We start from the raw sequence: 20,786 nt of genomic DNA on the forward strand, positions 1-20,786 counted from the left end.
CTACGCGACCTGAATGCGCGCCGCCGGACCGGCACCGTATATGGCCGAAATCTGCGCGATCTCGACCGCATATCCACCTGTCAGACCATCGGCGGATTTCATGGATGCGGTATAGGCCCAGCGCGGCTCAAGCACGATCTCTTCGCGGACCAAGGCGCCATTGGCCCGGACTCGAATGAGGTAGGATTCGCTTTCTTCGCCCAGCGGAACATCCAGTCCCGCCCAATCATCCCCTTCGATCCGCGTACGCCTGATCCAGCTGAACTCGTCTGCATCCATCAACGCCTGCACAGTCACATGCACCGGCGCATAGGGGCGAAGGCCGTTCCCGTCGAACGTCTCGACCAGATACTCGTAAGACGGGTCGTCATAACCGCGCGAGGCCGGACCGATCCGAAAGTGCCGGGCGACGCGTCGTTCGCTTGGCAACAGGCTGGTCTGGGCCACGCGCTCGTCCAGCAAGACAAAGGTTGACCCTTCGGGCCAAACCTCGGGCATCAGGGCGTCTGTTCCCAACTGGCCGCGCAGACGACCAGACAAGGCGTAGACACCCTGTTCTTGCAGGCGGGCGTCAGAGAACTGGAAGACCTCCCAATTGCCAGGTGTTCCGTCGCCGATGGCCGCCAGATTGGCCCCGTTCAACAAGGATGTGCGCGGACGGGATTCCAGAATGCCGTCAATCAGCCTGACCCGTAGCGGCGCACCCTCATCCCAGATCCCGGCTGAGGCGCGATGCAGCGGTGTTTCGGTGAAGCCCATCACCGCCTGATCCGAAATAACATCACGCAGTGCATAGTCCTCATCCCTGGCTGAGGCATGGACGGCGACGCTGCCGGGCCAGGGATCAGCCGAGACGGCCAGATACGGCGCGTGCGGGGCCTCTGTCCCCGTCAAAAGCGGCAAGTCCATGAACACGGGTACGACGGGCACAGGGGCGACGAAAGGCCGGATTGCGACCGGGTCATCCTGCAATCCGTTGGCCGTGTAGACGCCACGTTCGATCCGCACCGCCTCGGCCAGTTGCAGGTCGGCTTTCTCCAACCGGTCGATACGGTAGAGCGCGCTTCCGTCCTGTTCAGATAGGCGCACCACGTCTCCGGCCCCCAGATGCAAAAGGGAGGGAGGCAGGGCAAACCGGGCGGTGTCACGGGAAACGCGGGCCTCGCTGAGCCAGCGCTCGGCGGTCTGGCGACCCTCAGCACGGGTCATGGACAAAGGCATTTCATTGACCGCAACCGCATGGGTCTGCGCGTCGGGCAGCACGGCCTCTTCCGCGACCAGATCGTGATCGGCATCCGATTGAACAAAGCGCAGGCGGACACGTCCGGTCATCTCGGCCTCAGCCTCGCGACGGTATTCGACGGTTCCGTCGAGATCGGAACTGACAGCCAGATGATCCGGGTCCAGTGTCACAGCGCCAAAGCCGTCACGTGTCTGGAACCGCAAGACACCATCCCGTTCAATCGCGTCAAACCCATAGCGCAGCATCAGTGGCTGCAAAGCCGAACGCGCGTCCGAGACATCCTCGACCGCATAGCCCCGGACCACACCATAAAGCTGCGAGACATCGATATCCGTGACCCCTGCCCCGTGGCAGATTTCGGTCACCACCGAGGCCAGCGTGCGCGCACCGGATCGACCGTTCAGCCAATGCCCCCGGGCGTAGTTTTCGCCGTCGTCCCATTGGCTTCGCAGGTTCGGAAAGGTGGGATAGGGCCGCGCATCCCAGGCCCAGACATAGGCATTGGAGAGGTCCAGCATCGGGCCACCATAGATCGTCGACACCGGGTTGTTCTGCGGCTCGGACCAGTAGCCCAGCGTTGCCGTCAGATACTGCACCTGAATGAAGTCGTCCCTGAGGCCGTTGGAATGCGGCGGCAGGCTCGATTCCGAGGATTTGGGATCGAGAAACTTGTTCGGCTGGTTGGTGCCTTTGTCCACGGCAGCACAGCCCAGTTCCGTGAACCAGATCGGCTTGGACCCCGGAACCCAATCGGTCGGATCATTCTGCCGCACGCCACCAATCCGTTCATGATGCCAGTTCGACCACCAGTTCCGCAGGTCCTTGTAGCGCCAGATCCACGGCTCATCATGGGTGCTGTCTTCGATCGGAGTGCGAATCTGTGCCTCGGCTTCTTCTGGCGAGGCATAGTACCAGTCATAACCTTCGCCGCCTTCGACATTGGCGCGCAGGTAATCCAGATTGTAGATCGAGCCGGCATCGGCATCCTGATGATCTTCACCATCGCGCCAATCGGACAGAGGCATGTAGTTGTCGATCCCAACAAAGTCGATATTGTCATCCGCCCAAAGGGGATCGAGGTGAAAGAAACGGTCACCAGTCCCCGAGGGTTGATAGCCAAAATATTCGCTCCAATCCGCTGCATAGCCGATCTTGGTATCCGGCCCGAGAATCTGCCTCACATCCGCTGCCAGTTGGCGCAGCTGCTCGACCGCAGGAAAGCCGTTTTCTCCGCGAATTTGCGTCAGGCCCCGCATTTCCGAACTGATGCAGAAAGAACTTACGCCGCCTGCAATCTGGCAGAGGGTGGCATAGTGCAAAATAAAGCGCCGCAGCCCCCATTCCTGCGGGCCGGAATAGGTCACCTGCCCCGCGCTGATGCCAAAATCGCTGACCTGAGCCGCCCCGAAAAACGCGGCCACCTGTACGTCGGCGGCGGCTGTCTGGTCCGGCGACCCGTCGCGCCCCGGAGCCACATCCAGCGTGATCCGACCGCGCCACGGCAGATGCGGCTGTTCTCCATCCGACCATGGGTCGGGCAAACCGTTCTGCTGCAACTGATCCATCAGGATGAACGGGTAGAACATCACATCCTTGCCGCTGTCCTTCAGATGCTGGATCGCCTGCACAACCGCGCCATCCGCCGGAGTGCCACCGTAAACCGGTCGATCATCCTGATGCTGGACCACCTCGGCCGTATTGCGGCGCAAGCCCGACACAACCCACGGCATGTTCACGCCATCTATATCATCGCGCACCACCTTGGGCATGATCTGACACTCACCGCATCGCAGGTCGTTCCCGAACCACGACACGATCAGGGACGCCGCCTCGCAGCCCGGCAGCTCTCGTGCAAGCGCTTTGGTCGAGGTGATCAGATCCGGCTCGCCCGAGGCAGAATTGACATTGGCCGCCCAACTGCGCCCACGCCCTTGGGAATAGTTCACCTGAGTGCTGGCTAGTGCATATTCGCCAGTACCGGGCATCAGCGCCACGCCCTTGACGATCTGGCCCAGCGCGGACGCGTGATCCGGCATCTCGGGCTGCGCAGGACGCACCACTTCGAACGAGAACTGAGGCACCCGGTTGCCAAAGGACGCCAGCTGGAAGTCCTCGATCACCACATAAGCCGTGCCGCGATAGGCCGGGACATTGCCGGTGCCCTCGACGGCCTCGATCAGGGGATCGGGGAGTTGATCCTGCGTCCCGTGATAGACACGGATGTTCAGGCTCGCGCGCTCTTGCTCCTCACCATCGGCCCAGACGCGCGTGACATCGGCGATCTCACCCGCGCCAACCGCAATCGCCAAAGAGATCGAGTAGCTGTAGGTGGTCGTCGTCACTTTGGGCGGTTTCGGCGAACCCTTGCCGCCCCCGCCCGAGGATTGCGTACTCGTAGTCCGGGTCTCCAGAAAGTCCGAGGCCCAGATAACCTGACCGCCCACACGCATACGGCCAAAGACGGTGGCCACGGGGGCACCCTCGGCTGTTTCGGTCAGGCGGAAACGGTCCATGCGGCCGGTCTCGACCACTTCGCTGCCGCTGCCCATGACCGATTGGCTCATCATGCGCTGGTCGATGACGCGGCCCAGCGTGGCTCCGACCGCCCGGCCGACAATAGCCGTGGACAGACCGGCCACCGTGCCGCCGATCGAGCCGCCCAGCGCGGCCCCTGCTGCGGAAAGAAGAATAGTAGCCATCAGCGACCCTCCAAGGGGAATTCAAAACAGGCGACCACCCGGCGGCGCCAAGGGTCGCTCAGGGCGTTTTCGACTACGCCATGTCCGGAATAGGCGTGGATGAAGCGCGGCACCTCTCCGATGCTACTGACGATACCCAGATGTTTGGCAACGCCGCTGTCACGCATCCGGAACAGCAGCACATCTCCGGCGACCATTTCAGTTGGGGGCTTTTCGCTCAGGTGCCTGCGCGCAGCAGCCCACATGCGTTCTTCACCCTGCGGCTCGGACCAGTCCATGCTGTAGACGGGAACCGCCTCGGGTTCGTGCCCGATCACCTCGCGCCACACGCCGCGAAGAAGACCCAGACAATCCGCCCCCGCCCCGCGAACCGAAGCCTGATGCACATAAGGCGTGCCCAGCCACGCGCGTGCGGTATCCACGATATCTTGCTTGCGTTTCGTCATCGTCTGCTACCGCCTGTATTCGCATTGCCCTTCTTGGGCACCGCCATCACCCAGTCCTCGCCCGGAAGATCCGGAAAGCCCTGAAAGTTGAGGAAATTGTTGAATTTCAACCGGCAGGTCTCCATCCGCTTGTCGCAGCCAGCGGTCAGGCGCACGTGGTCCCCAACAGCCAATCCGCCACCGATGCTGGCCCAAAGGGTAATCTCGCGCCCGTTTTCCGTCCGGCGGTCCTGCTTGATCGACCCCCACAGCCCATTCGCCGTGCCCGAGATCACATCCAAACGTCCCCGTTCGAACCAGGCTTCGTCGGAGGAGGTCCCGCCGAGCAGCCGAAGCGACGTGCCTCCGTCAAAACCGGAGACCTCAGCCTCGACCTGATAACCGGGCTGGCTTACGGCAAATCGGCACGCGGAATCCCCAAGCACGGCCGTGCAGGGCTTTTGGTAGATCCGCCCCAGCGGGCGGTTCAGCAGGTCAGTCAGTCCGCGCAGTTCTGCATGAAAAGCTCCGCCTGCCCGGCGCAGTTCACCAATTGAGCCGCGAAACTGCAGTACGCGCTGCCCTGGCATGGCCCAATTGACCAGCCAGGCGCGCACCTCGGCCCCGTCGAAACGACCGGCCTCAATATCATCCTCTCGGACCGAGGCATCGGACAGCGCACCCATCGCCTCGGAATTATCGATCGACAGCCCGGTGGCCTGCTCGATGGCGGCAGCGGTCAGGCCTGTGCTGGCCCGAAAGGTCAGCTCGTCAAACCGCAGCTCCATATCGTGGTCGGTGAAGCCAAAGACCTGACCATCCTTGCGGGTGATCGCCCAGCAGCGGCACACAGTGGTCAGACCGCTTTGCAAATGGGCCTGCAGTGCCTGAGTATCCCCCCCCATCAGACGCGCACCTCGACCACGGGGACATTCGGCACATCCCCGGCCTGAAAACTGGCTACGCTGGTCTGGATCTTGTCGGTGTCAAATCGCACCGGCACGTCAAATTCGAACCCCGCCGTGACCTCGACCTGTTCGGGCGGAGGGGCCACGAATGAGACCACCCCACGGGTCAGATCAACCTCATAGTCGACGCCTTCGCGCATGGCATCCTGATCCAGCCCCAGACGCACCGAACCAAGGACAGGTTTGGTGATCGGCCGTACATAGCTGACCCCACCCGAGCTGTAGGTTTTCACCAGTTGAAATTCGGTACGCTCTCCATCGCCGCGCGCGATGACCTGATCGCCATGATCGACCTCGGCGGTGGCCGAGCCGGATTTGTAGTCCGACCAATCTTTCCAGCGGAACCCGTACATCTGGCCCTGACGCGCCTCAAAAAATGAGATCATCGTTTCGATATCGTCCAGCGACCGCATCCCCAGCCCGGCATCATAACGCCTGCGCGAATGCGCCCAGGGTGTATTACGTTCCTCAAACCCGTTCGCCAGCGTCACGATATCCGTACGCCGTTCCGGTCCACCGACCGAGCCGAAGCTCAGGCTGGCGGGAAATCTCACCTCGTGGAAATTCATCACCTGCTCCCCTTATCTGTTGCGATTGCTGCGACCCAAGGCACGGCTCATCTGCGCGGCGATCTGGCCTTGCGACCGGCGGAACCCCTGCACATCGGGCGTGGAGATATTCATCACCACATTCACAGCGCGCCCACCGCCCTGCGTGCGCACACCCAGCTTGCCGTCGGCACCGCGCGCCAGAGGCATAATCGCCTCAGGCCCAGCCTCGCCCATTAGGCCAGTGCCCCCACGCATCGGAAACATCGTCGGGCCGCTAACCACACCGCCATTGGCAAAAGGCATCACCCGTCCCTGACTGAAGCTGCCGCCATCCGCAAAAGGCAGAATGCCCTGCACCAGACTGCCAACTCCACTGGCCAGCATGCCGCCGAAATGATCCGTCACCGGCTTGATCGCCGCCGAATAGGCCGTCCGGATCATCGAGTTCTTCAGCACATCCAGCGCATCCGACAGGTTCATTCCGTCCAACACCACGCCGTCAAACGCCTTACGCAAACCGCCGGACAGGCCCCGTTCCAGAGTAGCAACATCCTTTCCGGTCTCTTCAAAGGCGGCCCTGATCCGCTGCAAGTGACCATCAAACGCCGCCGCCATGCTCGCCGCGTCGCCCAAAGCATCACCCAGCGACTCACCCCGTTCCTGCAGGTCGTCAAAACCTTCACGATCCGTCATCACGCTCTCCTTGTTCCTTGTCCGGATAGGCCGCCAGCAAAGCATCGAGACCCTTCCGGTTCATCGCAGGCATCCCCGCGCCCTGTCCCAGCATCAGCCGCAACTCAGCTGGGGTCAGACGCCAGAACTGATCCGGCGTCAGCCGCAGGCCGAGGATCCCGGCCCGCATCAGAGCGGGCCAGTCGAACCCGCTCACTGCTCCGGCACCATGAAGGCGCGGGCCAGCAATTCGGCCGCCGCTTTGGCCCCGGCCATCGGACCACCTGCGATTTCGGCATGCAGCAGATCATCTCGCGTGACCGGCGCGCCACCACCACGCAAACCAGCGACCAACAGCGCCAGCACATCACCGCTGGAATACCCGCCGCCCTCAAACCGCTGCACCAATTCGACCAGAGATCCGGCCCCCAACTCTTGCTCCAATTCCGCCAAGGCACCCAATGTCAGCTTGAGCACCCGCTGCTCCCCATCGATGGTCAACGCCACCTCGCCCGTCCACGGATTGGCCATCAGAGCGCCGTAAAGCTCAGCGCACCGGCACTTGCCATGCTCATCTCATAGGTCGCCTCGCCGTTATGCGAGCCCGCATATTCGATGCTGCTGACCTGAAACGGGCCTTCGACAATACCGAAATCGGGAATGATCACCTGAAACCCCGGCGTCTCGCCATCAAAGAACAGCTGACGCGCCCGCTCATCCGTACCTTCGTCCTTGAACACACCGGACCCCGAGATCGAGGCTGACTTAACTCCCGCCCCCGACAGCAGCTCACGCCAGCCACCCTGACTTTCAAGGCTGGTGACATCCACGCTCTCCGCGTTGAAACTGACCCGCGTAGCGCGCAGGCCCGCGATGGTCTCGAACAGGCCCGTGCCGTTCATATCCACTTTGACCAACAGGTCTTTTCCGTTCTGGGCAGCCATATGCTCTCTCCGTTGATTGCTTATTCGTCTTCCACGCGGGCGCGGAATCTCAGGTCGATCTGGCGGATCGCACCGCCGGTTCCCGTGCGTCGGGCGCTGGCGCGTTCGAACCACAAGCCGACCAGATGGCCCCGGTCCAAACTCAGCGTCGCACCTTCCAGCGCATCACAAACCGCACCAGCCAGCGTCTTCGCCGCGCCAAAGCCTGCCGCCTCGGACACCACCGAAACTGTGAACCGATGCACAGCCCCCGCATTCGCGCGGTCCGAGGCCTCTCGCACCTCTTCCGGGCCCAAAGTCACGTAGGTCTGAGGCATGGTCCCGGCTGGGACCGCGTCGTAGATCGCACCACCCGACAGCGTGCTGACCTGCGCGTCGCCTAACAGCTGTTGAAACACCGCCGCCTGCAAAGCGGCTGAAACGCCATAGCTCATGCCGCCACCTCTTCATCTGCAAAACAGGTCAGGTACTGGCCACGCGGGTCCCGCTCGGCCACCGCCCGGATCACGAACCGGCGGGCACCTTCACGGAACCGCTGGTCCGGCGCTGGGCGCATGCTCGACCCTTCGGGCGCACCGCGCACCACGATGCGATAGCCAACCCGCGATACCGAGGCCCCGCCCACCGCACGTTCCGATCCGTTGCGGGCCTTCACCTCGGCCCACAACGACCCCAGGGCGGCCCAAGTCTCGGTATAGCCCCCTGCGCCATCAGCGCTGCGGACCGGAGCCTCCAGCACCAGCTTGCGGTTCAATCGCGGCGCGTTCATTGCATCACCCCTGCGCCGAAACGCACCGTGCGATAGCGCTGGATCAGGCTGGTCACACCAAAAGGCATGCAACCCGCACCCAGCGCCGTCTCATCCCGGTATTCATAGTAATGAGCCGCCAGCAGCAGCACCGCCTGCCCCAGATCAGCAGGCAGCGCGCCCCAATCCGCAGCCATCCCAGCCGTGAAGGCAATCTTCACCGACCCGCCGGTTTGCACCGTCGGCAAACACGACCCCGCCGGGCGCAACCGGGGGCGCTGCATGTCGCCTTCCAAACGGTACGTCGCTGCGTCCACCACGGTCTCGGAACCTGCTGCATCCGTCAGTGTCACCGCGCCAATCGCCCCAACCGGGGCCACCGGCAGCACCTCGCCCGCCGTGTCTCGCCAACCACTTAAATTCCACGAGAAATCCCGTTCGATCAGCACCTTGCCCGTGCGCGCCTCAATCGCCGCGAGGGCCGCGCGCAGAAAGCTTTTCAGCACCTCGTCCTGCACGGCACCTTCGGCAAAGCCCGTGCCCAGCCGCAGATGCGCCTTGAACTGATCCACCGGCAGCGCCGCATCCGCGATGGCGGTTTCTTCGATCAACATCATCCATTCACTCCGCAATCTCGGACCCCTCCGGGGCCTCTCTCAGGAAAATGACGGGCACGCGCCGCCCCACGTTGCTCGGACGGAGGGGAGCAGCTAGACAACGCGGGGGATCTCACCCCGGCCCGCGCCCGCCGCCCGAAGGGCCAATAGGCCCCTCGGATTCAGCCCGCGTTAGGCGGTGCCGAATTTCACCAACTTGATCGCAGCAAAGTCGCTTACGTCGCCACCCACGCGCTTGGTCGCGTAGAACAGAACATGCGGCTTGGCGCTGAACGGATCACGCAGCACGCGCAGATCGGGACGTTCGGCAATGGTGTAGCCCGACTGGAAATCGCCAAAGGCAATCGAGAAACTGTCGGTCGCCGCATCGGGCATGTCCTCGGCGATCAGCACCGGATAACCCATCAGACGCGCGGGCTCACCAGCGGCCAGACCATCCGACCACAGGAAGCGGCCATCGCTGTCCTTCAGCTTGCGGATCAGACCGGCGGTTTTCGAGTTCATCACAAAGGTGCCATTGACCCGGTACTGCGCGCCCAGCGCATAGACCACATCCACGATCGCGTCCGCATCGACACTACCCGCCGTACCGGTCGGCACATAACCCAGATTGCCCCAGGCCCAGACATCATTGTCGACGGCCGGATGGTCCAGAATGCCCTTGGGCTTGTCCACCCCATCGCCGCCGATAAACGCCGCGGCCTCGGCCCGCGCGAACTTGTCGGCGATACGACCGGCCAGCCAGCCCTCGACATCAAACGCGCTGTCGTCAAGCAGACGTTGCGAGGCTTTGGGCAATGCGCTCAGCTCGTGCAACGCAATCGAAATCCGATCAATCGAAGGAGTGCCAGTTTCCGCCGTCGCCGCGTTTTCATCCGCCCAGCCTGCGCCCACATCGGTATGGTCGATCAGCACATCAAACGAATTCGCCTCGACATTCACCACCGACGCAATTGACCGGATCGAGGCAGTCGAATTAAGCACCGACTTGATCGTTTCAGCGGTCTGAGGGTCGATCAGATAGCCGCCATCGCTGTTGACCGCAGTCGACAGCGATTTGGCTTCGATCTCCAGACCGCGCAGCCCGTCATCCTCGCCCGAACGAACATAGGCGTCGAATGCTTTCTGATGCGGTGCGCCGTCCTCGATCGAGGCTGCAAGATGCGGGCGCGCCGCGATGGTTGATTTACGATCCAGCATGGTCAGTCGCTCTTCTGTCTGTTGCAGTTTGGTTTTAACTTCGGCTTTGAGGCCCTTGAATTCATTCACGAAGCCAGCCATCGCCTGCTTCACCTCCTGAACCAGGGGCGCACCTTCTCCGGTCAAGGCCGGGCTCTCGGTCTTGCTCATCAGCATGTCCTGTTTTTCGGTGGGGTTTGAGGCGCGCTACGTCCGCGCCAGCTCCTGCCGGGCGTCGTTAAACACCTCAGCAATACTGCGCCAGGTGTTTTCAACGTCAGGCTCAAAACCTTTCGCCGCCACCCGCGCACTGGGCAGCATCGGGAAAGTCACCAAAGACACCTCCCACAGCTCCAGTTCGGTCAGGACCCGCTGGCCCTTGTCATTCTTCACAGCCCGTTTGGTGCGATAGCCAATCGACAGGCCATCCATCGCGCCCGCCCGGATCAGTTCCGCCGCCTCGCGACCCTTTTGCGTGCTCTCCAGCAGACGCCCCTTGACCCACAGGCCCCGGTCGTCCTCGCGCACCTCATCCCACACGCCGATAGGCTGCGCCGGATCATGCTGCCATAGCATCTTGACCCGCTGCCCAGCGGCCCTGAGCCCCTCAAGCGAGCCGCGATAGGCTCCGCGTTGCACCACATCACTGCCCTGATCGACCTGACCGAACAGGCTGGCATAACCTTCGATCACCGCGTCATCGGTCACCGACAACCCATCGCCGAACCGTGCGAATTTATGTTCCAAATCCATGAACTTCTCCATGTAAGTCACTGAACTCATGGCGTTACCACCAAGATGGATTGAAACGCCTGCGCCAGGATCACCGCCACCACGCCATAGACCGTCAGCCACAACCGCTTCTCCAGCCGCTCCATCATCTCTTCGATCTGATCCAGCCGCCTGCACAGATGCGCATGCTGGATCTCGGCCACCCGCTCATGCGCGGCCAGACGCAGGCCCGGCGCGCATTCGAACGGAGGATACCCGTCAGACATCCGCACGCTCCGGCAGCCCCAGCAGCGCGCGTTTCTCGGCATCGCTCAGGAAATCCGCCCCATTGACCCGCGCCCATTGCGCATCGCGTTCCGCAGACAGCGCCGGCACCTGGTCCAGATCAGGCTTCAGCACCAAATCCTCACCTGAGAACCCCGCCAGCCACTCCGACACCGCCGCCGCCACCCGCGTCACCAGGGGCAGCACGGTCAAGCGATAAAACGCCCGGTTGGCCTCCTGATAGTTCGAATAGGTCGCGTCGCCCTGGATCCCCAGCAGCATCGGCGGGACCCCAAAGGCCAGCGCGATCTCGCGGGCGGCGGCTTCCTTGGTCTTTTGAAACTCCATGTCCGAGGGCGAGAAACCCATCGGCTTCCAATCCAGCCCCCCTTCCAGAACCATCGGTCGCCCCGCATTGCGCGCCCCGCGATAGTTCTGCTCGATCTCATCGGACAGACGCCGGAACTGATCCTCGGCCATCACCCCATGGCCATCGCCTTTCCAAACCAAAGCGCCGGAAGGCCGCGCCGCATTATCCAACAACGATTTCGACCACCGAGACGCGCTGTTATGCACATCAATCGCCATCGCCGCCGCCTGCATCGGCGAGAACCCGTAATGGTCATCCTGCGGGTGGAACGACTTGATATGACAGATGTTTTCCGCCGCAAACCGATGCTTCTTACCACCCACCGCGTAATCATACGCCTTGGGCCATCCATCCGCGCCCGGCACCACGCTCATCCGGTCCGAGCGCAAAACATGCAGCTCAACCGGCAGGCTTTCTTCGGCCTGAACCGCCTCGACATAGGCATTGCCCGACAGCAGCAACTGCCCGAACAAAGCCTCCATCAACTCCGCCCGCCCCTGCGCCGCATTTGGACGGCGCATCAGCGTCAGGATCGGGTGGGTATCAAACCGCTGCGTCTGATCCTGCAACACCAAAGGCAAAGCCGCCGCCGCCTCGGCAATCAGCTTGACCGAACGGAACCCCACCGGGTTCCCCGAAAACCCCGTCCGCGTCAGCGACACCGCATCCCGAGGGCTCCACGCCACGCGCCCGCCTGTCTGCCACGCCACCACAGGCCCCGCCGCGCTCGCCTTCGCCTCGGGCGCCTCGCCTGCCGATCCACGACGCAAGAAATCGAATACCATCTGTGCTCCTTTCTGCCGCCGCTCTGCCCGGCTTGTTGAAAGGAGTTATGACGGAAAGAAGTTTAAGCCTTGGGAATGGGGCGTACGGGGGATGGGCAACGGGCGCGAAACTAGCTGGATCTAAGATAGTAACGGCAAGAGACTGTACCGCCTACTATTGCCAAACAAATGTACTGTCACCATCTTGAAAAACAATTGCTTCAGGTGAAGCGTAATCTTGATCTCTCAAACCTATGCTCAATTCCATATCACCGGAAAAGCGGATGCGGAACGCATTTTCTGTGGCAATCGTACGGACAACGTAAGCACCCAAAAGCTCAGTTAGTTTGCCTCCGGAGAACTCATAATCGTTATTTACGTTGAGGACTTTGCTTTCGCCAGCAAAGAAAATCTGCAGATAATCATGGACAAAAACAACACGAGTGACTGCCTGCCCGATCAGCTTGGTGTCCCAAAAACTCATTTCAGCGTTTTCATTTCCAACAAAGTCATACTCCCTTAGTCAAATACGAACTTGATGTATCTCACCTGCGTCGTCGTGCTCCCATGTCTGAACGAAGGAGAATACGTCTTCAAATGACTTAGCGGGATAGGAAGTAGTGCACAAGAAGCGATCATCATCACCACCGCCTCCCAAGACAATCTCGTAAACCGCATCTTCAAGTTCTGAACAACCCGGGCCTACGATTGCCATCAAAGAAGCTTTTTCCTTCAGACAGCGCTCAACAAATTGCTCAAGCCGAAAATTATCCGAAACCGGGCTATGAAGTATGTATTTAGGACGACCTTCCATACCTCAAATCACACTGAATTCTTTTTTATGAACAATACAATAGCGTTGAACCTCGGCAGTTAAGTTACTTGCTTTGGCTGTTCCTCACAAACTCCGCACCCTTGGCCTTCGATACACCCCCGCAGGCCCCACAACCAACTCATGCAGCGCCCAGACCAGCGCGTCGACCCGGTCGGGCGAGCCCTGCCCCTCGAACCCGCGCGCGGTCATCTGGCACATCTGCTCCTCCAGCGCGTCCAGCCCGGCTACATGGCGCACCCGCCCCTGCTCGTAGAGCGCCGCCACAGGCTCGGCCCGCGCCACCTTACCGCGAGACGCCCGCACCGCGCGATACGGCACCAGAGGGTCCACCTGCCGCACGACCTCTTCCACCAGTTGCCCGCCCTGATTGACCTCGGCCACCAGCCGTTCGGCCCCGAACTCATCCATCGCATCAATCGCCGCCTGCGCCCAGCCCGCCGGGCCGACGCCCTGCACCGTCCGGTCAGCCAGCACATAGGCGCGCCACTCCTCGGGCGGCCCCTGTAGCTGCGCGCCCGCCACGACGATCCCGCAAGCGTCCGCATCCGCCCCTGCCGTCACCGCCGGGTCCAACGCCACCACGATCCGATCCAACTCCGGCACTTGCGCACAGCGCGCCGCCTCCAGCATCGAGCCCGTCCACAGCGCGCCCTCGGCATCCGACAGCAGCACCCCGTCCAATTCCTGCCGCCCCAGCCGCGTGCCCGCATAGCGCGCGCGCACCTCTTCCAGAAACGAACCCGCCAGATTGGCCCGGTTCGCCTCGGTCGGCGCATGGGTCTGCACGGTTGACGGCGACGCCAGCAAGTCCTTCAGAACCTTCACATTGCGCGGCGTCGTGGTCACACAGACCCGGGGCCGCTCCCCCAGCCGCAAGGCAAATTGCAACATATCCCAGGTCTCGCCTGCCTTCTTCCATTTGGCCAGCTCATCCACCCAGGCCGCATCAAACTGCGGTCCCCGCAGCCCCTCAGGATCATGCGCCGAAAACGCCTGCGCCTCGGCGCCGTTGGGCCAGATCAACTTGCGCTCGGAGGCTTTCCACACGGGCCGACGATCCGGTGGCGAACATTGCAAAATCCCGCTATCGCCAAAGATCATCACATCGCGCACCTGATCAAATGTCTCACCAACCAGAGCCACCCGACACGCCTCCCCACGATCCAACGGCAAAGACCCCTCAACCACAGACCGAACCCACTCGGCCCCGGCCCGCGTCTTGCCTGCGCCCCGGCCGCCCATGATCACCCACGACCGCCAGTCCCCCTCGGGCGGCAATTGATGCGGCAGCGCCCAGAATTCGAACAGGAAAGGGAGGGCACACAGCCCCCCCTCCCCGATCTCACTCAGAAATCTGTCCTGCACCGCAACAGGCGCGGAGGCGAGCCAGCCTGCACCCGACCTCAAACCGAGCTCGGTCAAGGTCGAGCGCATAGCCCCCTTGGGCAATTCCGGCTTGTCTGTGATGTTGTTCGACAAAGCTTGTCTCCACTTTCTGGCAACTGCGGATCAGCCCCTCTAGCTGGCCGAGTTGCTTGCCTGTTCCGGCAAGGTCTGCATCCTCCCCGGCACCGATCTGCCGGCGCAGTTCTTCCGCTGCTTGGCGCAGATCGCGAATGGACCGCTCAAGCGACTGCAACAAATCAGCCGTCTGAGAAATCCGCTCTTCCGGGGTAATCAAAGTCATGTTTGCCTGTGACCTCATGCGTGAGTTTTCTCCGCACGAGAGAACCGAAAAACGGCCACCGGGTCGCCCCGGGGCCGTTGCCCACTTCTTCTAGCATGACATAGTTCGTACCAATAAAAGTACGCAAAGTCAATGATTTACGCAACGCGGATGCAACACGAACCGTGCGGTTCGTTAACGATCAGCCCCGCATCACCTCTAAAAACGCCGCACTGACGATCAGCGTTGCACCAATAAACTCGCGCATCCCGAACGGCTCACCCGAGAATGCCGCAGCCGATATCAGCCCCACCACAACCTCGCTCATCAACAACAGGCCCACGCGTGCGGGGGTCAGCTTGGTCGCGGGCCAAATGGTCAGAAAGAACATCGGCAATGTGTACAGCACCGACAAGACCGCGATCGGACCGATGCGCATGACCATATCTCCGATCATCTCAGACGACACCAGACCGCCGCCAAACGGCAGGCTCAGTAAAGACAGCATCAAGGCCCCTGTAACAAAGGCAAAAACCTGCCCCGAAACCGAAATGCCGCGCGCGCGATAAAGACCCAGCGACCCCAACGCCCATGTGACACCTGAGATCAGCGCCAGCCAATCCCCCGTGTTGCGCGGCCAGGGAAACCCCTGCTCTCCGCCCAGCACGATAAACATGCCGCCCAGACCGCAGATCAGCCCCAGCACCCGCGCCGGACCAAGACGCTCGCCCAGAAACACCATGCCAAGGATCGTTCCCCAAACCGGCGTCAGATAGAACAGCAGGATTGATCGGACGACATCCGTGTAAACCAGACTGATGGTAAACAGGCTGAAGGCCGCGCCGGTGAACATGCCGCTGAAAATCAGACCGCGCCAGTCTTTCAACAGCGCCTGCCGCTCGCGCAGCAGGAAAGGCGTCAGCACGACCAGCGCCGAGGTGTACATAACGATCCCCGGCCATGGGCCATCCAGCCCCTGATCGACGAAATACCGAACCGGAATCCAGTACAGCCCCCACATCATCCCGCCGATGACAAGGGCAATGCTGGCTGTCCTTAGGTCCGACCCCTGTCGTGCTTTGAACGTCATGACCTATCCTGTAAAACCTTCCAAACCATATCTGGCAAACGCGCGTCATCTGCAAGCTTGTCGCCGACGCGGCGCTTGACAATCGCGCCCACAAGGCGCATGTGCCCCTCAAACAGCGCTGACGCGTGAGCACTAGTGGGCATTCTCCGCCCTCCACAGCGCCCGATTCACCCATAGTTCCCCATCACGCAGGGTTCTTGACGCGACGACCGGACACCGCAGGAACCGCCTGTGTGTCCCGAGGTCTCGCACAACCCCTGTAGGTCGCGGATGCGGCCCATCATGACTTGTCCGTTGGCCGATGCCGCGGGCGACAAAGGATAGTTATTTGTTCGACTTCGATATGCTGGGCCTCGCACCAGCGCTCAACGATGCACTCAAAAGTGCGAATTTCTCTCAGCCCACTCCGATCCAGAACCAGGCGATCCCGCTGGCTCTGGACGGGCACGACATTCTTGGGCTGGCGCAGACCGGTACCGGCAAAACGCTGGCCTTTGGCCTGCCGTTGATTGATCACCTGCTGAACCAGCCCGGCAAGCCTGCGCCCAAAACAGCCAAAGCGCTAATCCTTGCGCCCACGCGTGAGCTTGTGAACCAGATTGCCGACAGCCTACGGGTTCTGACCGGCAAGACCAAACTGCGCGTGGCGACAGTTGTGGGTGGTCAGTCCATCAACAAACAGATCGCAATTCTTGGGCGCGGCACAGACATTCTGGTGGCCACTCCGGGGCGTCTGATCGACCTGATGGATCGCAAGGCCGTCGACCTTGGATCGGTTCGCCACTTGGTGCTGGACGAGGCTGACCAGATGCTCGATCTGGGCTTCATCCATGCGTTGCGCAAAATCGCGCCTGCTCTGGGCACACCGCGTCAGACCATGCTGTTCTCGGCCACGATGCCAAAACAGATGGAGGAGCTCAGCCGCGCCTACCTGACCAATCCCCAGCGGGTGCAGGTCTCGCCTCCGGGCAAGGCGGCGGACAAGATCACTCAGTCGGTTCACTTCGTCAGCAAACCCGGGAAACCCATCAAACTGCGTGAGATCCTGTCGCAGGACATGGACGCGCTGACCCTTGTCTTCTCTCGCACCAAACACGGGGCCGAGAAGCTGATGAAGGGGCTTGTTGCTGACGGCTACAACGCCGCTTCGATCCACGGCAACAAAAGCCAGGGACAGCGTGACCGCGCCATCAAGGCCTTCCGCGCCGGAGAGATCAACGTGCTGGTCGCGACGGATGTGGCCGCGCGTGGGATCGACATTCCCGGTGTGGCCTATGTGATCAACTACGACCTGCCCGAGGTGCCCGACAATTATGTCCACCGCATCGGCCGCACCGCCCGCGCCGGTCGCGAAGGTGAGGCGATTGCGTTCTGCTCGGCGGAAGAGGTCGATCTGCTGCGTCAGATCCAAAGACTGATGAAGATCGACATTCCGGTTGCCAGCGGCACACAGCCGGAACCAGTCGAGGCCGAACGCGGCGCGCGTCGCCAGAACAACCGGCGCTTCAAGCCAAAACCGGCGAACGGAGGCGCGAAACCCGGGCAAAACAAGCGCCGGCGCCCACGTCGCAAACCAGCAGCCTAATCAAAAAAACAGCGCCAAAAGCGGCGCTGTTTTTCGTTTTGACTTAGTTACCCGAGTTTCGTTCGGCCTCAATCTCGCGCCATTTCGCGACATTGCGGTTATGTTCCTGCAACGTTTCGGCGAACGCGTGACCTCCGGTACCATCCGCAACAAAGAACACGTAGTTCGTGTTGTCGGGCGCAACGGCCGCTTCAAGGCTCGCCAGACCGGGGTTGGCGATCGGAGTCGGCGGTAGCCCGTCGATTTGATAGGTATTCCAAGGTGTTGGCCGGTTCAACTCGCTCCGGCGCAAACCTCGGCCCAACGTGCCCTGACCCTTAGTAACGCCATAGATAACCGTCGGGTCTGTCTGCAGACGCATGCCTTGATTCAAACGGTTCACAAAGACGCTGGCGACCTGCGCCCGCTCTCCAAGAACACCCGTTTCCTTTTCGATGATCGAGGCAAGGATCAGCATTTCCTCAGGGCTTTCCAGCGGCAATCCCTCTTGGCGGTTTTCCCAGGCAGCATTGATCCGAAGCTGTTGTTTGTCCTGCATCGCTTTCAGGATGTCGTTGCGATCCTGACCGGCAGCGACATCGTAGCTGTCTGGCGCAAGCGAGCCTTCGGCAGGAATCTCGGAAATCTCGCCGCTCAGCGCTTCAAAAGCCTTCAACGCCTCAACCACCTGCCACGAGGTCACGCCCTCGGCTAGTGAGACACGATAGCGCGTGTCTGCCTCTTGGCGCTTCTCCTGATAGGCCGCCGGGGTTTCTTCTTCCTCGGCCATATCAAACTCGGCGATTTCGTCGAATTCCAGCGTGGCTGGGTTTAACTCACGCACGCGGGTCTGGGCGCGGGTCACGCCGATGCGGTATTCGATCTCCGAGCCGCAGGTGCTCGCCCCGCTGCTGGTGATCTCGTCGATGATCTGCTCCATCGACGCGCCTTCACGCACCAGGAAGCTGCCCGCTTTCAACTGCTGTGCCCGGTCGGTGTAGTCTGCGGCCATACGGAAGATCGTGGCGCTGGAGATCGCGCCCTGATCCTCAAGCTCGCGGCTGACCCGCGTCATGTTCGAACCGCTTTCCACCCGAAGGCAAATCGCGGTTTCCAGCGGGCCTTCTGACTGATACTGGGTCTGGCCCCAAAGGATCAGACCGCCCATCAGGAACAGGCCGACCACCAGAATGGTCAGCGCGTTCGATGCAATGGCCCGCCACATTTAACTGGCCTTTCCGAAGATCACGCTGGCATTGGTACCACCGAACCCGAACGAGTTTGACAGGGCCACGTTGATCTCACGCTCGCGCTTTGCGTTCGGAGCCAGATCAATCGACGTCTCAACCGCTGGATTATCGAGGTTGATGGTCGGAGGCGCCACCTGATCGCGGATCGCAAGGATCGAGAAGATCGCCTCAATCGCACCCGCAGCCCCCAACAGGTGCCCGGTGGCCGATTTGGTCGAGGTCATGGTCGCGCTGGCGGCGTGATCCCCCAACAGACGCTCAACAGCACCCAGTTCGATCGTATCCGCCATGGTCGAGGTGCCATGCGCGTTGATATAGTCTAGGTCTTTCGGTTCCAGCCCCGCGCTGCGCAGCGCGGCTTTCATCGAACGTTCGGCCCCGTCGCCATCCTCGGATGGTGCAGTGATGTGGTAGGCGTCGCCCGACATGCCATAGCCCAGCACCTCGGCATAGATCTTCGCGCCGCGCGCCTTGGCGTGTTCGTACTCTTCCAGAACGACGATGCCTGCACCCTCGCCCATGACGAAACCGTCGCGATCAACGTCGTAAGGGCGGCTGGCTTTCTTCGGATCGTCTGCATATTTGGTCGAAAGCGCCTTACAGGCGTTGAAACCCGCGATACCGATCTCGCAGATGCAGCCCTCGCCACCACCGGCGACCATGACATCGGCGTCGCCTGCGCGGATGATGCGGCTTGCGTCACCAATCGCATGGGCACCTGTCGAACACGCCGTAACAACCGAGTGGTTCGGCCCTTTAAACCCAAAGCGGATCGACACCTGACCGGATGCCAGGTTGATCAGCGCACCAGGGATAAAGAAGGGTGATACACGGCGCGGGCCCTTGTCGCGGATCAGGTTGGCCGTATCCGCAATCGATCCCAGCCCACCAATACCCGAGCCGATCAGAACGCCAGTACGCAGGCGATCTTCTTCGCCCTCAGGCGTCCAGCTTGCGTCCTTGCAAGCCATTTCCGCCGCAGCGATCGAGTAAAGGATAAAGTCCTCGATCTTGCGTTGTTCTTTCGGGGCCATCCAGTCGTCAGGATTGAACGTACCGTTTGTTCCATCTCCACGCGGTACCTCGCAGGCATAGGTCGTGGTGACCCCGCTTGCCTCGGCATCGAAACGTGTGATTGGCCCTGCGCCGGACTCTCCGTCCAGCAGACGCGACCAGGTTTCTTCGGTTCCGCTGGCCAAAGGAGTGACCAACCCCAGACCGGTTACGACGACTCTGCGCATGAAGTGCCTCTTGCCTGCTTACTGTTATGCGAACCGCTCATACCCCGGCCCGGGGTGCGGGGGCAAGGGCCGCGCTCCATTCCCTGTCTGCATCTTGCGGTTTCAGCTTGATTTTGCGCGACCATGCGCCTGCAACGTCCTCGCGCCCTACCAACGTAAGAGGGCACGAGGGCTTCGGTATTGGTCCAGTTACTGGAACTGCGCCACAGGCTCACGCGCGGCAGCGGCAACGCTCAGAACCTCGGACAGATCGACTGTTTTCCGGAACAAAGCTCTGCCGACAATCGCGCCCGCAATGTTCGGGATATAGGACAGCCGCGAGATATCGTCCGCAGTACGCACCACGCCACTGGCAATGACAGGCGTCCGCGAATGCTGCGCCAGGCCGGAGATCAAGCCCAGCTGCGCCTCGACATCCTCCATGTCACTGTCAATATCGGTCACAACGATGGCTGCGAAAGGCGTGCCGTCGAAGGCGTCAATGAACGCCTCGGCCGTAAACGCACTTTGGCTGCGCCAACCGTCGGTCATGACAAACCCCTGCCAGACATCAACGGCCAGAACGATCTGATCCGGGTAAAGCTTTGCCAGTTCCTTCACCAGATTCGGATCCCGCGCCGCAAGCGTCCCGATCACAACACGACCCGCCCCCTTGTCGATCCAATATTCAACCTGTTCGCGGTTGCGCATACCCCCAGCCAATTGCACGGGGATCTCTGCTGACCGAATGATCTCTTCCACCAGTTCCGAGTTGGTATCACGGCCCTCTACGGCATCGAAGTCTGTCAGATGCATCCACTCGGCCCCGGCCTGGGCCCAACCCCGCGCGGTTTCGACCGGGTTCACATGCCAGATCATCGCATCCTCCAGACGCCCTTTGTCCAAGGTGACACAGCGACCGTTCTGAAGTTCCATTGTGGGGTAGATTCTCATGAGCTTTCTCCTCCGCCCAAGCGCCCTAAAG

24 protein-coding genes are annotated in these 20,786 nt (G+C 61.5%); 1 reads left to right on the top strand and 23 read right to left on the bottom strand.

What is annotated here, in order from left to right:
• The 20 genes from AC2FD8_RS04280 to AC2FD8_RS04375 form a co-directional block, all read right to left on the bottom strand.
• Positions 1-3,942 (bottom strand): baseplate multidomain protein megatron, encoded by a 3,942-nt coding sequence (locus AC2FD8_RS04280; RefSeq protein WP_496854198.1) that lies wholly within the window; start codon positions 3,940-3,942, stop codon positions 1-3.
• Positions 3,942-4,388, bottom strand: coding sequence for an NlpC/P60 family protein (locus AC2FD8_RS04285; RefSeq protein WP_496854199.1), 447 nt, complete (start codon positions 4,386-4,388; stop codon positions 3,942-3,944). The genes AC2FD8_RS04280 and AC2FD8_RS04285 overlap by 1 nt, the downstream gene beginning before the upstream one ends.
• A complete protein-coding gene (locus tag AC2FD8_RS04290) occupies positions 4,385-5,272 on the bottom strand; it encodes a phage/gene transfer agent baseplate hub protein (protein ID WP_496854200.1) in 888 nt (295 codons plus the stop codon). Before AC2FD8_RS04290 ends, AC2FD8_RS04285 begins: the two co-directional genes overlap by 4 nt.
• Positions 5,272-5,904, bottom strand: coding sequence for a phage distal tail protein, Rcc01695 family (locus AC2FD8_RS04295; RefSeq protein WP_496854201.1), 633 nt, complete (start codon positions 5,902-5,904; stop codon positions 5,272-5,274). Before AC2FD8_RS04295 ends, AC2FD8_RS04290 begins: the two co-directional genes overlap by 1 nt.
• 12 nt (positions 5,905-5,916) lie before the next feature.
• A complete protein-coding gene (locus AC2FD8_RS04300) occupies positions 5,917-6,579 on the bottom strand; it encodes an RcGTA-type gene transfer agent tail tape measure protein (RefSeq protein ID WP_496854202.1) in 663 nt (220 codons plus the stop codon).
• The gene (locus tag AC2FD8_RS04305) at positions 6,566-6,775 is read right to left on the bottom strand and encodes a rcc01693 family protein (protein ID WP_170458818.1); all 210 of its coding nucleotides are present in this window, start codon (positions 6,773-6,775) and stop codon (positions 6,566-6,568) included. Before AC2FD8_RS04305 ends, AC2FD8_RS04300 begins: the two co-directional genes overlap by 14 nt.
• A complete protein-coding gene (locus AC2FD8_RS04310) occupies positions 6,772-7,089 on the bottom strand; it encodes a gene transfer agent family protein (RefSeq protein ID WP_170553115.1) in 318 nt (105 codons plus the stop codon). The genes AC2FD8_RS04305 and AC2FD8_RS04310 overlap by 4 nt, the downstream gene beginning before the upstream one ends.
• The gene (locus AC2FD8_RS04315; RefSeq protein ID WP_496854203.1) at positions 7,089-7,502 is read right to left on the bottom strand and encodes a phage major tail protein, TP901-1 family; all 414 of its coding nucleotides are present in this window, start codon (positions 7,500-7,502) and stop codon (positions 7,089-7,091) included. The genes AC2FD8_RS04310 and AC2FD8_RS04315 overlap by 1 nt, the downstream gene beginning before the upstream one ends.
• Before the next feature lie 20 nt (positions 7,503-7,522).
• Positions 7,523-7,936 (bottom strand): DUF3168 domain-containing protein, encoded by a 414-nt coding sequence (locus tag AC2FD8_RS04320; RefSeq protein WP_496854204.1) that lies wholly within the window; start codon positions 7,934-7,936, stop codon positions 7,523-7,525.
• Positions 7,933-8,271, bottom strand: a complete 339-nt coding sequence (locus AC2FD8_RS04325; RefSeq protein ID WP_496854205.1) for a phage head closure protein — start codon at positions 8,269-8,271, stop codon at positions 7,933-7,935. The genes AC2FD8_RS04320 and AC2FD8_RS04325 overlap by 4 nt, the downstream gene beginning before the upstream one ends.
• The gene (locus AC2FD8_RS04330) at positions 8,268-8,867 is read right to left on the bottom strand and encodes a head-tail connector protein (RefSeq protein WP_496854206.1); all 600 of its coding nucleotides are present in this window, start codon (positions 8,865-8,867) and stop codon (positions 8,268-8,270) included. The genes AC2FD8_RS04325 and AC2FD8_RS04330 overlap by 4 nt, the downstream gene beginning before the upstream one ends.
• Before the next feature lie 171 nt (positions 8,868-9,038).
• Positions 9,039-10,217 (bottom strand): phage major capsid protein, encoded by a 1,179-nt coding sequence (locus AC2FD8_RS04335; protein WP_496854207.1) that lies wholly within the window; start codon positions 10,215-10,217, stop codon positions 9,039-9,041.
• 36 nt (positions 10,218-10,253) lie between these two features.
• Complete coding sequence (locus AC2FD8_RS04340; protein ID WP_496854412.1) at positions 10,254-10,811, bottom strand: HK97 family phage prohead protease; 558 nt, start codon at positions 10,809-10,811, stop codon at positions 10,254-10,256.
• 14 nt (positions 10,812-10,825) lie between these two features.
• On the bottom strand, positions 10,826-11,044 hold the full coding sequence (locus AC2FD8_RS04345; protein WP_170489631.1) for a GTA head formation protein, RCAP_rcc01685 family: 219 nt from the start codon (positions 11,042-11,044) through the stop codon (positions 10,826-10,828).
• Positions 11,037-12,197: a phage portal protein gene (locus AC2FD8_RS04350; RefSeq protein ID WP_496854208.1), complete on the bottom strand. Its 1,161-nt coding sequence runs from the start codon at positions 12,195-12,197 to the stop codon at positions 11,037-11,039. The genes AC2FD8_RS04345 and AC2FD8_RS04350 overlap by 8 nt, the downstream gene beginning before the upstream one ends.
• Positions 12,198-12,351: 154 nt before the next feature.
• On the bottom strand, positions 12,352-12,660 hold the full coding sequence (locus AC2FD8_RS04355; RefSeq protein ID WP_496854209.1) for a hypothetical protein: 309 nt from the start codon (positions 12,658-12,660) through the stop codon (positions 12,352-12,354).
• 39 nt (positions 12,661-12,699) lie between these two features.
• The gene (locus tag AC2FD8_RS04360) at positions 12,700-12,990 is read right to left on the bottom strand and encodes a DUF7684 family protein (protein ID WP_496854210.1); all 291 of its coding nucleotides are present in this window, start codon (positions 12,988-12,990) and stop codon (positions 12,700-12,702) included.
• An 84-nt stretch (positions 12,991-13,074) separates the two neighbouring features.
• Positions 13,075-14,445 carry a DNA-packaging protein gene (locus AC2FD8_RS04365; RefSeq protein WP_496854211.1) on the bottom strand — a complete coding sequence of 457 codons (1,371 nt, stop codon included), beginning with the start codon at positions 14,443-14,445 and terminating at the stop codon, positions 13,075-13,077.
• Entirely contained in the window at positions 14,354-14,698 is a 345-nt protein-coding gene (locus tag AC2FD8_RS04370; protein ID WP_496854212.1) for a hypothetical protein, read from the bottom strand. Before AC2FD8_RS04370 ends, AC2FD8_RS04365 begins: the two co-directional genes overlap by 92 nt.
• A 181-nt stretch (positions 14,699-14,879) precedes the next feature.
• Entirely contained in the window at positions 14,880-15,767 is an 888-nt protein-coding gene (locus tag AC2FD8_RS04375; protein WP_496854213.1) for a DMT family transporter, read from the bottom strand.
• Between the two features lie 328 nt (positions 15,768-16,095).
• Between AC2FD8_RS04375 and AC2FD8_RS04380 the strand changes: the two genes are divergently transcribed.
• Positions 16,096-17,352, top strand: coding sequence for a DEAD/DEAH box helicase (locus AC2FD8_RS04380; protein ID WP_496854214.1), 1,257 nt, complete (start codon positions 16,096-16,098; stop codon positions 17,350-17,352).
• A gap of 43 nt (positions 17,353-17,395) precedes the next feature.
• Here the strand turns inward: AC2FD8_RS04380 and mltG are convergent, their stop codons facing one another.
• The 3 genes from mltG to AC2FD8_RS04395 all read right to left on the bottom strand — a co-directional run bounded on the left by mltG (position 17,396) and on the right by AC2FD8_RS04395 (position 20,755).
• The gene (mltG, locus tag AC2FD8_RS04385) at positions 17,396-18,556 is read right to left on the bottom strand and encodes an endolytic transglycosylase MltG (protein WP_496854215.1); all 1,161 of its coding nucleotides are present in this window, start codon (positions 18,554-18,556) and stop codon (positions 17,396-17,398) included.
• Positions 18,557-19,822, bottom strand: coding sequence for a beta-ketoacyl-ACP synthase II (fabF, locus tag AC2FD8_RS04390; RefSeq protein ID WP_496854216.1), 1,266 nt, complete (start codon positions 19,820-19,822; stop codon positions 18,557-18,559).
• A gap of 189 nt (positions 19,823-20,011) precedes the next feature.
• Complete coding sequence (locus AC2FD8_RS04395) at positions 20,012-20,755, bottom strand: 1-(5-phosphoribosyl)-5-[(5-phosphoribosylamino)methylideneamino]imidazole-4-carboxamide isomerase (RefSeq protein WP_496854217.1); 744 nt, start codon at positions 20,753-20,755, stop codon at positions 20,012-20,014.
• Positions 20,756-20,786: the final 31 nt, after the last annotated feature.

The organism is Ruegeria sp. YTSC192, assembly GCF_059609705.1.